Consider the following 12,857-nt stretch of genomic DNA (forward strand, 5'->3'; position numbering starts at 1 on the left):
GCAGTGGTCTGAAAAAAACCGCCCTCCGGGGCGGTTTTTTTGTGCGCTCGATAGGCTATCGCCCCGTACCGATTCACCCCCTGAATAACCCCCATCACACGAATAAAGTTCAAAACCCGCCCCCGCTGTTCTATGGTTTGTGGATTGCCCAGCTACCTTCATCAGAGGATCTGCCATGAGCCAAAGCACCTACGACATTCAGCGCGCCGCCGTGATCGGGGCCGGAACCATGGGGCGGGGCATCGTGATGTGCCTGGCCGCTGCCGGCATCCAGGTCAAATGGATGGACACCAATCCGCAGATGCTCAACCAGGCGCTGGAAACCGTCGGGCATACCTGGACCCACAATGTCGAGCAAGGCCGAATCGACCGGGCCGAGGCGGACAGGCGCCTGGCGCGCATTGTTAAGGTTGCCGATTACCCGGCGATTTTCGACGTGGACCTGGTGATCGAGGCCGTGTACGAAAACCTCGAACTCAAGCAACAGATCTTTCGCGAGCTGGACCGGCTGCTCAAGCCCGGCGCCATCCTTGCCAGCAACACCTCGGCGCTGGACATCGATGCCATCGCTGCGGTCACCAGCCGTCCCGAACAGGTCCTGGGCCTGCATTTCTTCAGCCCCGCGCACATCATGAAGCTGCTGGAAGTGGTGCGGGGCGCCAAGACCTCCCCTGAAGTGTTGCAAGCAGGCCTGGCGCTGGGCGATCGCATGGGCAAGGTCAGTGTGGTGTCCGGGAATTGCCACGGCTTCATTGGCAACCGCATGTTGCACCCTTACGCCAAAGAGGCGCGGATGATGCTGCTGGAAGGTTCGCTGCCGTTTGAGGTGGACTCGGCGTTGCAGGGCTTCGGCTTCGCCATGGGGCCTTTCCGCATGTACGACGTGGTGGGCATCGACCTGGAATGGCGTACGCGGCAAATGTCGGGCAAAGGCATGGATGCACCTGAGGTGCAGGTCGACAACCGCCTCTGCGAGATGGGCCGCTTCGGCCAGAAAAGTGGTGACGGGTATTACCACTACGAACAGGACAGCCGTCAGGCCGAGCACGACGACGAGGTCGACGCCCTGGTGGTCGGTGTCAGCCATGGCATGGGCTACGACCGCCGCGCCATCGGTGCCGAGGAGATCGTCGACCGCTGTGTGCTGGCCCTGGTCAACGAAGGGGCGAAGATCCTGCAGGAGGGCATCGCCCAGTCGGCCCACGACATCGACCTGGTGTACCTCAACGGTTACGGGTTTCCCAAGGAAGGTGGCGGCCCCATGGCCTGGGCCGACAAGCAGGGGTTGGCCGAGATCGAGCGACGCCTGCTGGAATTCAAGGGGCGCTTCGGCGAGCATTGGCAGCCGGCTGAACTGATCAGCCGCCTGGCCCGCGAGGGCGGTACTTTTGCACAGGTGAACCACGGATGAGCGAAGCAATGCCCCAGCGCGAGGACTACCGGCACTTTCAGCCGCTCATCACGCGCTGGCACGACAACGACGTGTACGGCCACGTCAACAACGTCACCTACTACAGCTTCTTCGACACGGCGGTGAACACCTACCTGATCGAAAAGGGTGGGTTGGATATTCATGACGGCGCAATAGTGGGTTTCGTAGTCAGTTCATCGTGCGACTACTTTGCTTCCATCGCCTTTCCCGAACGCATCGAGATAGGCCTGCGGGTGGGCAAGCTGGGCAACAGTTCGGTGCAATACGAGCTGGCGGTGTTCAAGGCCGATGAAGCCGAGGCCTGTGCGGCGGGGCGCTTCGTGCATGTGTTCGTCGACCGCGCCAGCAACCAGCCGGTGCCGATCCCGGCCAACCTGCGCGAGGCCCTGCAGCGGCTACTCTGATTCGCCACCCCTGCAGGGCCGGGACCCCTCAGGGCTTAACGGCGGTGCCAGTCGCGACGGTCGCGGTGGTCCCAGTGGCGACGGTCATGGCCGCGGTAGTTGCGACGGTCGTCGTAGTGCCCGCGGCTATGCGCCTCACGGTTGCTTTCGTTGCCCATGTAGTTACCCAGCGCGCCACCCGCGCCACCCCCTGCTGCCGCGCCGATCAGGCCGCCGGTGCTGCCGCCCACGCTATGGCCAAGCACGTTGCCGCCTGCCGCGCCCAGGCCACCGCCAATGGCTGCCTGGCCACGGCTGTGCTTGTTGGCGCCTACCGCAGCACCGCCAGCACCACCCAGGCCGGCACCGATGGCCGCGCCGGTGCTGCCGCCCAGCTGCTGGCCGACCGCTGCGCCCAGTACCCCACCCAATGCGCCGCCGATACCTGCTTCTGCAGTGCCGCCAGCCGACGCGAAGCCGCTGACCAGGCTCAGGGACAACAAGAGAATCGAGGTGTACTTCATAGACAAAGTCTCAGTGGAATGACGGCGCGATCCTGAGGCTCTGTAACATGGCTGACAATGAAAAACCGACGAATAACACGACTTGTACACAATTCGATAACTCATTGTTTTCAAGATGAAACTTTATGAGTTTTGCTCGGTCAGATGTACTTCGGGAAGGCCTTTTCAGCAATGAAAAGGCCTTTTTCGCAGGCTTTTTCCACATGAAGAAGCTGAAGAAAATCAGCTCCCGAGCACTGTGGAAGCGCTGTACACACGCGGCCCGTTTTTCTGTGGAAGATGAATCAGGTTCAAGTTGTGCCGCCGCGCCCACTGCAGCGCCAACCCCGTGGGCGATGACAGGCTGACCAGGGTCTGAATGCCGGCGCGCAGCACCTTCTGGATCAACTCCAGGCTGCAACGGCTGGTGACGATCGCCACCCCACCCCGAGTATTGATCTGTTGGCGAACAAGGCCGCCGATCAGCTTGTCCAGGGCATTGTGGCGGCCAATGTCTTCGCGGCCCATCAGCAGTTCGCCTTGCCCGTCCATGAACACCGCCGCGTGTACCGCGCCGCAATGCTGGCCGAGGGGCTGGAACTGGCTGATACGCTGGCGCAGGCCATCGAGCCACTGTATGGGCGGCAGCGGCGCGCCAGGCAACACGTCCAGCTCTGGCAAGGCCTGCTCCACCGCTTCCACGCCACACAGCCCGCAGCCACTGGTGCCGGCCAACTGGCGCCGCTGGTCCTTGAGGTTCCAGAAAGCACGGCTGGAGATTTCCACTTCAGCCTGCATGGCCGAGCCACAGCCGCTGAGTTTCAGGTCATAGATCTCGTCCGCCGAAGCGATGATGCCGCTGCCCATGCTGAAACCGACGATAAAGTCTTCCAGGTCAGTGGGGCTGACCAGCATCACGGCCTGGCTGATGCCGTTGTAGGCAATGGCCAACGCCACTTCCTCGGCCAGCGCGGTGCTGGCTTCGTCGCCCTGGTCCAGGTTCTGGTAGCTGTAGGTCTGGCTAGCCGCGGGCGCGGCAAGATCCAGGGCGGGCGTATTCATGGCGCGGTACCGGCGTGGAGATTGCCACAAGCCTATGCCCCTGGCCGGTATGCCGTCCAGTTGCCTGTGCCGATGCCGTCATAGACCGCTTCGATCAGTCACAACCCCTGGAGCAGTTCCAGATAGCTGTCCACTGCGCTGAATTCTTCGGTGTCCTTGGGTCCTTTGCGGCTATCGGGCTCGCGCACGGCCAGAAGATGGGCGATGCCGAAGGTACGGGCACTGCGCAGAATGGCCAGGGTGTCGTCGATGAACAGGCTGCGGGCCGGGTCGAAGGCAATATCGTCCTGCAGCGCGCTCCAGAAGTTCTGGCTCTCCTTGGGAAAGCCATAGTCATGGGAGCTGATCAAGCGTTCGAAATAGGGCGCCAGCGCCACACGCTCAAGCTTCACCGACAGCGAGTCACGGTGGGCATTGGTGATCAGGACCACCCGCTTGCCGGCCTGGCGCACGGCGGCCAGAAAGGTGTCGGCGTGGGCGCGCAGGGCGATCAGGTGCGCGGTTTCCAGCTTCAGGTCGCGTATTGGCAGGCGCAGCTCGGTGCTCCAGAAGTCCAGGCAGTACCAGTTCAGTGTGCCGGCGTTCTTTTCGAACAGTGGCCGCATCTCCATTTCCGCCATCGCCCGGCTTACGCCGTGGGTTTCGGCATAGCGCTGGGGCAGGTGCTCCAGCCAGAAATGGTTGTCGTAATGCAGGTCCAGCAGGGTGCCGTCCATGTCCAGCAGGACTGTGTCTATATCGCGCCAGGTTATGGCTTGCATACCAAAGATTCTCAGGCTGTAAGTGGACAAGAATGGCATTTGCGCCGCCAAGCCACGGTATAGTAACCCGTTCACGCCAAGGAGCCGCCCCATGCGCCAGAAACCCACCGTTCTTGCCCGCGAAATTGTAGCCAATAGCCGTCTGTTCCGGGTCGAGGAGGTGCAACTGCGCTTTTCCAACGGCGTGGAGCGCACCTATGAGCGGTTGGTGGGGCGCGGTAACGGTTACGGCGCAGTGATGATCGTGGCCATGCTCGACGCCGAACACGCGGTGCTGATCGAAGAGTATTGCGGCGGCACCGATGCCTATGAGCTGTCCTTGCCCAAGGGTTTGATCGAACCCGGCGAAGACGTGCTGGCCGCGGCGAACCGGGAGCTGAAAGAGGAAGCCGGTTTCGGTGCCCACCAGTTGGAGCACTTGACCGAGCTGTCGTTGTCACCGGGCTACATGAGCCAGAAGATCCAGGTGGTGCTGGCCACCGACCTCTACGAAGAGCGCCTGGAAGGTGACGAGCCCGAGCCCATGGGGCTGGACAAGGTCAACCTGCGCGAGCTGGCGGCCCTGGCCACCCACCCGCAATTTTCCGAGGGCCGGGCGCTTGCCGCCCTGTACCTGGCCCGTGACCTGCTGATCCAGCGTGGAGCATTTACCCTATGACCTTTCCCCACCCGTTGCTGCCGGGCGTGATCGAACTGGCACACAAGGCTGGCGAGGCCATCCTGCCGTTCTGGCGCGCCGATGTGGCGGTGACCTCCAAGGCGGACGATTCGCCCGTGACTGCCGCCGACCTGGCCGCGCACCACGTTATTGTCGCGGGCCTGCAGGCGCTGGATGCCACCATCCCGATTCTGTCGGAAGAGGACTGCGGTATCTCCCTGGCCGAGCGCCAGCGCTGGACCCGCTGGTGGCTGGTAGACCCGCTGGACGGCACCAAGGAGTTCATTTCCGGCAGTGAAGAGTTCACCGTCAACATCGCCCTGATCGACCAGGGCCGCGTGGTGTTCGGGGTGGTATCCACGCCTACCGATGGTTGCTGCTACTACGGTGGCGCGGGGTTGGGGGCCTGGCGTGCCAGGGCCGGCCAGGCGCCGGAAGAAATTCGGGTACGCAACCAGCCGCCAGCAGGTGAAGCGTTTACAGTGGTGGCCAGCCGCCGGCATTCCAGCCCGGAGCAGGAGCGTTTGCTGGCTGGGTTGGCCGATAGCCAGGGGAAACTGGCACTTGCCAGCGTTGGCAGCTCGTTGAAGTTCTGCTTGCTGGCTGAGGGGGCGGCTGATTGCTACCCGCGGCTGGCGCCCACCTCGCAATGGGATACCGCGGCCGCCCAAGGGGTGCTGGAGGGTGCTGGCGGTGAAGTCCTGGATATCGAGGGGCAGGCGTTTACTTACCCGGCACGGGAGTCGTTGCTCAATACCTTTTTCCTGGCGTTGCCGGCCCAGGCGGCTTGGCGTGAGACCTTGTTGCGGTTGGCCAGGGTCTGAGTACGGCGTCGCCGTTTTCCCGCGCTTCGCCCGGTCCTGCAAGGGTTCCACAAGGCTCATGCGGCCCTGTGGGAACGGCGCACCGCTACCGGTGCAGAACGTACTGGCCCGTGAACGTAACAGCCTGCTCACTGCTTCCCTGGTTCACCAGGTAGCTCCTGAGCTCCAGCCGCGCCCGCCCATACCGCTGCCACATCGCCACGAAGCGCTTCCAGGTCTTCTCATCCGGCGCCTCGCATACCGCCTCGGCATCCCCGGTGACCGGCAACGGATAGCTGATCTGCCCTTCCTGAATCACGATATGCCCGCCCTCGACGCCCGCCTCGCGCAAGCGCAGGTGCAACCAGCCCCAGCCCGCCAGCACGGCACCGCAATACAGGCTGCCACCAAACATGGTGCTCTTGTGGTTGACGTTGGGTGCCAGGGGTAAATGCAGGCGCAAGGCGCTGCCCTGCCAGCCGCGCACTGTCAGGCCCATGTCGCGGGTCAGGGGGATGTCGTGGTGCAGGATGGCCTGCAATTCAATGCAATCCTGGTTCATGGTCTCAGGCATCTCCCTCGTCGGCGGCGGCAAAGGTCAGGCCGTGTTTGCGCAGTTTATCGTGCAGGGTCTTGCGCGGGATGCCCAGTGCTTCGGCCAGGCTGCGCATGGAGTTGTGGTGCCTGGCCATTTCCGCGGCAATCAATGCACGCTCGAAGCTTTCCACCTGTTCGCTCAGGCTGCCGGTCATGGGCACGGGGGCCGGCTGATGTGATGCCGTGACGTGGCTCTCAAGCTCCAGGTCAAGGCCCAGGGCGAACCGCTCGGCGGCGTTCTGCAGTTCACGCACGTTGCCGGGCCAGCCGTGGCGCATCAGCATGGCGCGTTCCCCGGGTTGCAGCTGGTTGGGCAGCAGGCCGTGGCGGTCGCTGGCGGCAGTGGCGAAATGCTCGAACAGAATCAGGGCATCCTCACCACGTTCGCGCAGCGGCGGAATGCGCAGCGAGGCGACGTTCAGGCGGTAGTAGAGGTCGGCACGGAAACGGCCCTGGTCGGCGGCCTGGCGCAGGTCTTCCTTGGTGGCGGCGATAATGCGGATATCCAGCGGGATCAGCTGGTTGCCGCCCAGGCGCTCGACCACGCGCTCTTGCAGCAGGCGCAGCAGCTTGACCTGTACGTCCAGGCTCATGCTTTCGATCTCATCGAGAAACAGCGTGCCGCCGTTGGCAAATTCGAACTTGCCGATACGGCGCTTCTGCGCCCCGGTGAAGGCCCCTGGCTCGTGGCCGAACAGCTCGCTTTCCACCACCGACTCGGCCAGTGCCCCGGCGTTGATGGCCACGAAGGGGCCGTTGCGGCGGCTGGAGAGGTCATGCAGCGCCCGGGCCACTACTTCTTTGCCGGCGCCGGTTTCACCCAGGATCAGCACGTCGGCCTTGGTCGCGGCCAAGGCTCCGATCTGCTGGCGCAGGCGCAGGATCGACGGCGACTGGCCCACCAGCCGTGCGCTCAACTCGTGACGGTCACTGAGCGCCAGGCGCAGGCTGCGGTTGTCCAGGACCAGGCGGCGCAGTGCCAGCGCACGGCGCACGCTGTCCAGCAGCGCGTCGCTGGCGAAGGGTTTTTCCAGGAAGTCGTAGGCGCCAGCGCGCATGGCCTGCACCGCCAACGGCACATCGCCGTGGCCGGTGATCAGCAACACCGGCAGCTCGCTGTCCTGAGCATGCAGTTGCTGCAGCAACGCCAGGCCGTCCAGCCCTGGCATGCGGATGTCGCTGACCACCACGCCAGGCCAGTCGCGTTCGATACGCTCGGCCAGGCCATTGGCGTCACCCAGCGGCAGAATTTTCAGGCCGGCCAGGTCCAGGGTCTGGCTCAGGGCCTGACGCAGGTGAGGGTCGTCATCGATCAGTACTACCTGTGTCTGGCTGTCGATGGCGGAAACCGTGGTCATGCGGAGGGATCCTCTGGCGGTTGAAGGTTGACGCCCGGTGGCGCGCTACGCAGGCGCACGGTCAGCTGTGCGCCGCCTTGCGGGTGGTTGGCCAATACCAGCTCGCCGCCGAGGGCGCGCATCAGGGTATCGCAGATCGCCAGTCCCAGGCCAAGGCCCTGGGTACGGGTCTTGGTGGTGAAGAAGGGCTCGCGGGCACGGGCCAGGGATTCGCGGGTGAAGCCGGGACCGTTGTCGCGGATCAGCAACTCGACGCCGTCGGCCGTCTGTTCGGCGCTTATCCACAGGCAACGCGGGTTGGCCTTTTCGGTCAAGGCATCAAGGGCGTTGGCCAGCAGGTTGCTCAGCACCTGACGCAGGCGGGTTTCCCCGGCCTGCACCCACAGGGGGGCATCCGGCAGATCACGGAACAGCTCCACCGCCATGGCCCGGCGACGTTTGGCCAGCAGCGCCAGGGCATCATCCAGGGCGGGCTGCAAGGCAACGCTTTCCAGGGCGTGGCGGTCGCGGCGAGCGAAGGCGCGCAGGTGGGCGATGATGGACGCCATGCGCCCGGTCAGTTCGCCGATCAGCTTGAGGTTGCCCCGCGCGTCATCGGTGCGTTGGTGGTCGAGCAGTACCTCGGCGTTCTCTGCATAGCTGCGGATAGCGGCCAGTGGCTGGTTGAGTTCGTGGCTGATACTCGCCGACATGGTGCCGAGCACCGACAGCTTGCCCGCCTGCACCACTTCGTCCTGCACCCGCACCAGCTCCTGCTGAGCCTGCTCGCGTTCCAGTACTTCCTGTTTGAGGCGGCTGTTGAGCGCCTCCAGATCGCTGGTGCGCTCCATTACGCGCATTTCCAGCTCACGACGGGCCTTGGCCTCGAAGGCGATACGGTCCAGGTAATTGCGCCGCCGTTGCATCATCAGGCCCAGTAGCAGCATCACCACCAGCAAGGCAGCACCCCCGATCGCCACTACCGTGCGCACCGGGCGGTCGATCAACGCGCGAGGCGCAAGGATGCTGGCGTTCCACCCGGTTTCGGCGATGGGGTGGGTCTGCATCAGCCAGGCTTTTTCGTCGAGGCTCAGGGGTTGAGGGGCTTGGGTGGGGTAGGGCTGGATCGAGGCGATGGCCTGGTGTTCTTCGTCGGTCAGTGGCCGGGTAGCGCGGAAACGCCATTCAGGGCGCGATGTCAGGATCACCACGCCATGCTGGTCGGTGAGCACCAGTTGTTCCGGGGTTTTGCCCCACAGGGTCTCGGTGTGGTCCAGGTCGACCTTGACCACCAGCGCGCCGACTACCTTGGCGCCTTCGTGCACGGCGGCGGCGAAGAAGTAACCGCGCTTGCCCGAGGTGGTGCCCATGCCGAAGAAGCGCCCTACGCGGCCGGCGATGGCATCGCTGTAATAGGGCCGGAAGGCGAAGTTGCGGCCCACGAAGCTGTCCTTGGCCTGCCAATTGGATGCAGCCAGGGTATTGCCGCTGGGGTCGAGCAGGTACATGACTTCGGCGCCGGTCTGCTCGCAGATGTCCTTGAGCAGACGGTTGGCGTGGTCCACTACCTGCGGGTCGCTGGGTGATTGCAGCGTGCTGCGCAGCGCGGGCAGGTCACCAAGAATTTGCGGCAAGGTCTCATAGCGGTGCAGCGTGCCCAGCAGGTTGGCCACGTACAGGTCGAGGGTCTGGCGGTTCTGGCTGACCAGCTCACTGCGGTAGTAGCGCTCGGCCAGGTGCTGCAACGGCCACAGCAGCGGCGCCAGGCACAGGGCCAGCAAGGCAAGGCTACGCCAGCGAGGGCGGCGGGGAAGTGGGGGGGTCATGTAGGAAGCCAATGCGCCGGAGAGTATCCGGCGCATTATGCGTCATGCCAGGGGTGCCAGGCACTCGATCAACGCTTCACGCCAGTTCGGCAGTTGCACGTTCCACTGCTGTTCCAGGCGGCTGCAATCCAGGCGCGAGTTCAGCGGGCGAACGGCCGGGGTGGGGTAGGCGCTGGAAGGGATAGGCTCCAGCGTGGCGCAGGGCTTGTCCTGGGCCAGCAGGTGCTTGCCGATTTCCTGGGCAAAGCCGAACCACGAGGTTTCACCCTTGGCGGTCAGGTGGTAGGTGCCCCATGGGCCGCCCTGGCCGTTGAGCCAGTGTTCGACGAGTGCCTGGGTGGTACCGGCGATGGTGCCAGCCCAGGTGGGCGCGCCGATCTGGTCAGCCACCACGCGCAACTCGGGCTTTTCCTGCAGCAGGCGCTGCATGGTCAGCAGAAAGTTGCGCCCGTGCAGGGAATACACCCAGCTGGTGCGCAGGATCAGGTGCTTGCCACCGACGAAACGAATGGCTTTCTCACCTTCCAGCTTGCTGCGCCCATAGACGCCCAGCGGGTTGGTTTCGTCATCCTCGTTGTAGGCGCCTTCCTTGCGGCCGTCGAACACGTAGTCGGTGGAGTAGTGGATCAGGGGAATGTCCAGCGCGGCGGCTTCCTCGGCAAAGATGCCGGGGGCCGTCGCGTTGATGGCAAATGCCAGGTCTTCCTCGGTTTCCGCCTGGTCCACCGCCGTGTGCGCGGCGGCGTTGATGATCAGGGTGGGGCGCAGCGTGCGCACCACCTCGCGGATGCCCTCGGGCTGCGCCAGGTCCAACTGGTCGCGGCCCAGCACATGCAGCTCGCCAAGCTGGCCAAGGCGTTGCTGCAGTTCGCGCGACACCTGGCCGAACTGGCCGCTGATGAGGATCTTCTGGCTCATGGGAACAGGTCAGCCTCTTCTAGAGATTTGCCTTGTTGATCCTTCGCCGACAACTGGGGCGCATCCTGCAGCTCCCAGTTGATGTTCAGTGTCGCGTCGTCCCAGCGGATGCAGCGCTCGGCGGAAGGGGTGTAGTAGTCGGTGGTCTTGTACAGGAACTCAGCATAGTCGCTGAGCACCACAAAGCCATGGGCAAAGCCCTTTGGCACCCACAATTGACGGTTGTTCTGCGCGCTCAGACGCACGCCTACCCACTTGCCGAACGTTGGCGAGCTGCGGCGGATATCGACGGCGATGTCCAGGACTTCGCCAGCGGTCACGCGCACCAGCTTGCCCTGGGCATTTTCGATCTGGTAGTGCAGGCCGCGCAGCACGCCTTTCTGCGAGCGTGAATGGTTGTCCTGAACGAAGGCGTCGGTGATGCCGGTAGCCTGTTCGAAAGCCTTGGCGTTGAAGCTCTCGTAGAAGAAGCCACGTTCGTCACCAAATACCTTGGGCTCGATGATGAGCACTTCGGGTAGTTCGCTGGCGATCACATTCATCTGGTTTCCCCCGCGATACTGAACAGGTACTGGCCATAGCCTGTCTTGCCGAACGCCTTGGCGCGCACCAGCAGTTGTTCACGGTCGATCCAGCCGTTCTGGTAGGCGATCTCTTCCAGGCAGGCGACTTTCAGGCCCTGACGGTGCTCGATGGTCTGCACGTACTGGGAGGCTTCGATCAGGCTGTCATGGGTGCCGGTATCGAGCCAGGCGAAACCGCGGCCGAAACGTTCGACGCGCAGGTCGCCGCGCTCCAGGTAGGCGTTGTTGACGTCGGTGATTTCGTACTCGCCGCGTGGCGATGGCTTGACGTCCCTGGCGATCTTCACCACGTCATTGTCGTAGAAATACAGGCCGGTGACCGCGTAGCTGGACTTGGGCTCGGTGGGTTTCTCTTCGATGGACAGGGCCTTGCCGTCCTCGTCGAAGTCGATCACGCCGAAGCGCTCCGGGTCTTTGACCCAGTAGCCGAACACGGTGGCGCCCTTGGGCTGGCTGGCGGCACGTTGCAGCTGTTCGCTGAAGTGCTGGCCGTGGAAGATGTTGTCGCCCAGGATCAGGCACACCGGGTCGTCGCCGATGAACTCCTCGCCGATCAGGAACGCCTGGGCCAGGCCGTCCGGGGAAGGCTGCTCGGCATAGCTGATGTTGACCCCGAACTGGCTGCCGTCGCCCAGCAGCTGACGGTACTGAGGCAGGTCGGCCGGGGTGGAGATCAGCAGGATTTCACGGATGCCCGCCAGCATCAGCACCGAGATCGGGTAGTAGATCATCGGCTTGTCGTAGATAGGCAGCAGCTGCTTGGAAACACCCAGGGTGATGGGGTGCAGACGGGTGCCGGAACCGCCGGCCAGTACAATGCCCTTGCTCATGCAATCAGATCCTTTGGTTCGCTATTGCCCAGGCGTTCGCCCTGATAACTGCCGTCTTGTACGCGGCCACACCACTCCTGGTTGTCCAGGTACCACTGAACGGTCTTGCGCAGGCCGCTCTGGAAGGTTTCCGCCGGTACCCAGCCCAGTTCACGTTCGATCTTGCTGGCGTCGATGGCGTAGCGCAGGTCGTGGCCCGGGCGGTCCTTGACGAAAGTGATCAGGTCGGCGTACTGGCTGATGCCAGCCGGGTGCTGGGGCGCGAGCTCGTCCAGCAGGCTGCAGATGCTGCGCACCACTTCGATGTTCTGCTGCTCGTTGTGGCCGCCGATGTTGTAGGTCTCGCCCACCTTGCCTTCGGTCACTACCTTGAACAGGGCGCGGGCGTGGTCTTCCACGAACAGCCAGTCGCGCACCTGCTTGCCGTCGCCATACACCGGCAGCGGCTTGCCTTTCAGGGCATTGAGGATCACCAGCGGGATTAGCTTTTCCGGGAAGTGGAACGGCCCGTAGTTGTTCGAGCAGTTGGTGATCAGCACCGGCAGCCCGTAGGTACGCTGCCAGGCGCGGACCAGGTGGTCGGAGGCCGCCTTGCTGGCCGAGTAGGGCGAGCTGGGAGCGTACGGGGTGGTTTCGGTGAACAGATCGTCCACGCCGTGCAGGTCGCCATACACTTCGTCGGTGGAAATGTGGTGGAAGCGGAAGGCTTCCTTTTCCGCCGCGGGCAGCTTGGCCCAGTAGGCGCGCGTGGCCTCCAGCAGGCTGTAGGTGCCAACGATGTTGGTCTGGATGAAGTCCGACGGGCCATCGATGGAGCGGTCCACATGGGACTCGGCCGCCAGGTGCATGATGGCATGGGGCTCGAAACGGGCCAGTACGGCGCTCACCGTGGCCTGGTCGACGATGTCGGCCTGGACAAATTCGTAACGGCTGTTGCTGGCAATGCTGGTCAGGGACTCAAGATTGCCCGCGTAGGTCAGCTTGTCGAGGTTAAGCACCTCATGCTCGGTATTTTCAATCAGATGGCGAACGAGGGCCGAGCCAATGAAGCCGGCACCTCCGGTGATCAGGATTCGCATGTCGATTTGCCTTCTTCCATAAACTGACAGTGAGCGGTTGGAGCATAGCTTGTGGGTAAGTATTGCCCGGCGCAAGCTCGATTC

Annotated in this window: 14 protein-coding genes; 4 read left to right on the forward strand and 10 right to left on the reverse strand. The window is 63.6% G+C overall.

All coding sequences use genetic code 11. The annotated features are described in order from the left end of the window. Positions 1-175: 175 nt before the first annotated feature. Positions 176-1,411, forward strand: a complete 1,236-nt coding sequence (locus QBK88_RS09615; protein ID WP_277961877.1) for a 3-hydroxyacyl-CoA dehydrogenase — start codon at positions 176-178, stop codon at positions 1,409-1,411. Then, positions 1,408-1,836, forward strand: a complete 429-nt coding sequence (locus tag QBK88_RS09620; RefSeq protein WP_277961878.1) for an acyl-CoA thioesterase — start codon at positions 1,408-1,410, stop codon at positions 1,834-1,836. Before QBK88_RS09615 ends, QBK88_RS09620 begins: the two co-directional genes overlap by 4 nt. 35 nt (positions 1,837-1,871) lie before the next feature. Here the strand turns inward: QBK88_RS09620 and QBK88_RS09625 are convergent, their stop codons facing one another. The 3 genes from QBK88_RS09625 to yrfG all read right to left on the reverse strand — a co-directional run bounded on the left by QBK88_RS09625 (position 1,872) and on the right by yrfG (position 4,141). Next, the gene (locus QBK88_RS09625) at positions 1,872-2,339 is read right to left on the reverse strand and encodes a glycine zipper domain-containing protein (RefSeq protein WP_277961879.1); all 468 of its coding nucleotides are present in this window, start codon (positions 2,337-2,339) and stop codon (positions 1,872-1,874) included. Positions 2,340-2,561: 222 nt separating this feature from the next. Further along, positions 2,562-3,380, reverse strand: a complete 819-nt coding sequence (gene fdhD, locus QBK88_RS09630; protein ID WP_277961880.1) for a formate dehydrogenase accessory sulfurtransferase FdhD — start codon at positions 3,378-3,380, stop codon at positions 2,562-2,564. Between the two features lie 98 nt (positions 3,381-3,478). Further along, positions 3,479-4,141, reverse strand: a complete 663-nt coding sequence (gene yrfG, locus QBK88_RS09635) for a GMP/IMP nucleotidase (RefSeq protein WP_277961881.1) — start codon at positions 4,139-4,141, stop codon at positions 3,479-3,481. 91 nt (positions 4,142-4,232) lie between these two features. Between yrfG and nudE the strand changes: the two genes are divergently transcribed. Both nudE and cysQ read left to right on the forward strand, forming a co-directional pair. After that, a complete protein-coding gene (nudE, locus tag QBK88_RS09640) occupies positions 4,233-4,799 on the forward strand; it encodes an ADP compounds hydrolase NudE (RefSeq protein ID WP_277961882.1) in 567 nt (188 codons plus the stop codon). Further along, entirely contained in the window at positions 4,796-5,623 is an 828-nt protein-coding gene (gene cysQ / locus QBK88_RS09645) for a 3'(2'),5'-bisphosphate nucleotidase CysQ (RefSeq protein WP_268146235.1), read from the forward strand. The genes nudE and cysQ overlap by 4 nt, the downstream gene beginning before the upstream one ends. An 85-nt stretch (positions 5,624-5,708) precedes the next feature. On the opposite strand, the gene QBK88_RS09650 is transcribed toward cysQ, so the two are convergent. The 7 genes from QBK88_RS09650 to rfbB are packed head-to-tail and all read right to left on the reverse strand — an operon-like array spanning position 5,709 to position 12,773. Continuing rightward, a complete protein-coding gene (locus QBK88_RS09650) occupies positions 5,709-6,164 on the reverse strand; it encodes a YiiD C-terminal domain-containing protein (RefSeq protein ID WP_277961883.1) in 456 nt (151 codons plus the stop codon). A gap of 4 nt (positions 6,165-6,168) precedes the next feature. Next, a complete protein-coding gene (locus QBK88_RS09655; RefSeq protein WP_268146231.1) occupies positions 6,169-7,557 on the reverse strand; it encodes a sigma-54-dependent transcriptional regulator in 1,389 nt (462 codons plus the stop codon). Next, positions 7,554-9,362, reverse strand: coding sequence for a sensor histidine kinase (locus QBK88_RS09660; RefSeq protein ID WP_268146229.1), 1,809 nt, complete (start codon positions 9,360-9,362; stop codon positions 7,554-7,556). The genes QBK88_RS09655 and QBK88_RS09660 overlap by 4 nt, the downstream gene beginning before the upstream one ends. Before the next feature lie 42 nt (positions 9,363-9,404). Then, on the reverse strand, positions 9,405-10,280 hold the full coding sequence (gene rfbD / locus QBK88_RS09665) for a dTDP-4-dehydrorhamnose reductase (protein ID WP_268146226.1): 876 nt from the start codon (positions 10,278-10,280) through the stop codon (positions 9,405-9,407). Next, positions 10,277-10,822 (reverse strand): dTDP-4-dehydrorhamnose 3,5-epimerase, encoded by a 546-nt coding sequence (gene rfbC / locus QBK88_RS09670; RefSeq protein ID WP_268146224.1) that lies wholly within the window; start codon positions 10,820-10,822, stop codon positions 10,277-10,279. Before rfbC ends, rfbD begins: the two co-directional genes overlap by 4 nt. Then, positions 10,819-11,694: a glucose-1-phosphate thymidylyltransferase RfbA gene (rfbA, locus tag QBK88_RS09675; protein ID WP_268146222.1), complete on the reverse strand. Its 876-nt coding sequence runs from the start codon at positions 11,692-11,694 to the stop codon at positions 10,819-10,821. Before rfbA ends, rfbC begins: the two co-directional genes overlap by 4 nt. After that, on the reverse strand, positions 11,691-12,773 hold the full coding sequence (gene rfbB / locus QBK88_RS09680; RefSeq protein ID WP_277961884.1) for a dTDP-glucose 4,6-dehydratase: 1,083 nt from the start codon (positions 12,771-12,773) through the stop codon (positions 11,691-11,693). Before rfbB ends, rfbA begins: the two co-directional genes overlap by 4 nt. Positions 12,774-12,857: the final 84 nt, after the last annotated feature.

The organism is Pseudomonas sp. RIT-To-2, assembly GCF_029623465.1.
Taxonomy (GTDB): Bacteria; Pseudomonadota; Gammaproteobacteria; order Pseudomonadales; family Pseudomonadaceae; genus Aquipseudomonas; species Aquipseudomonas silvicola.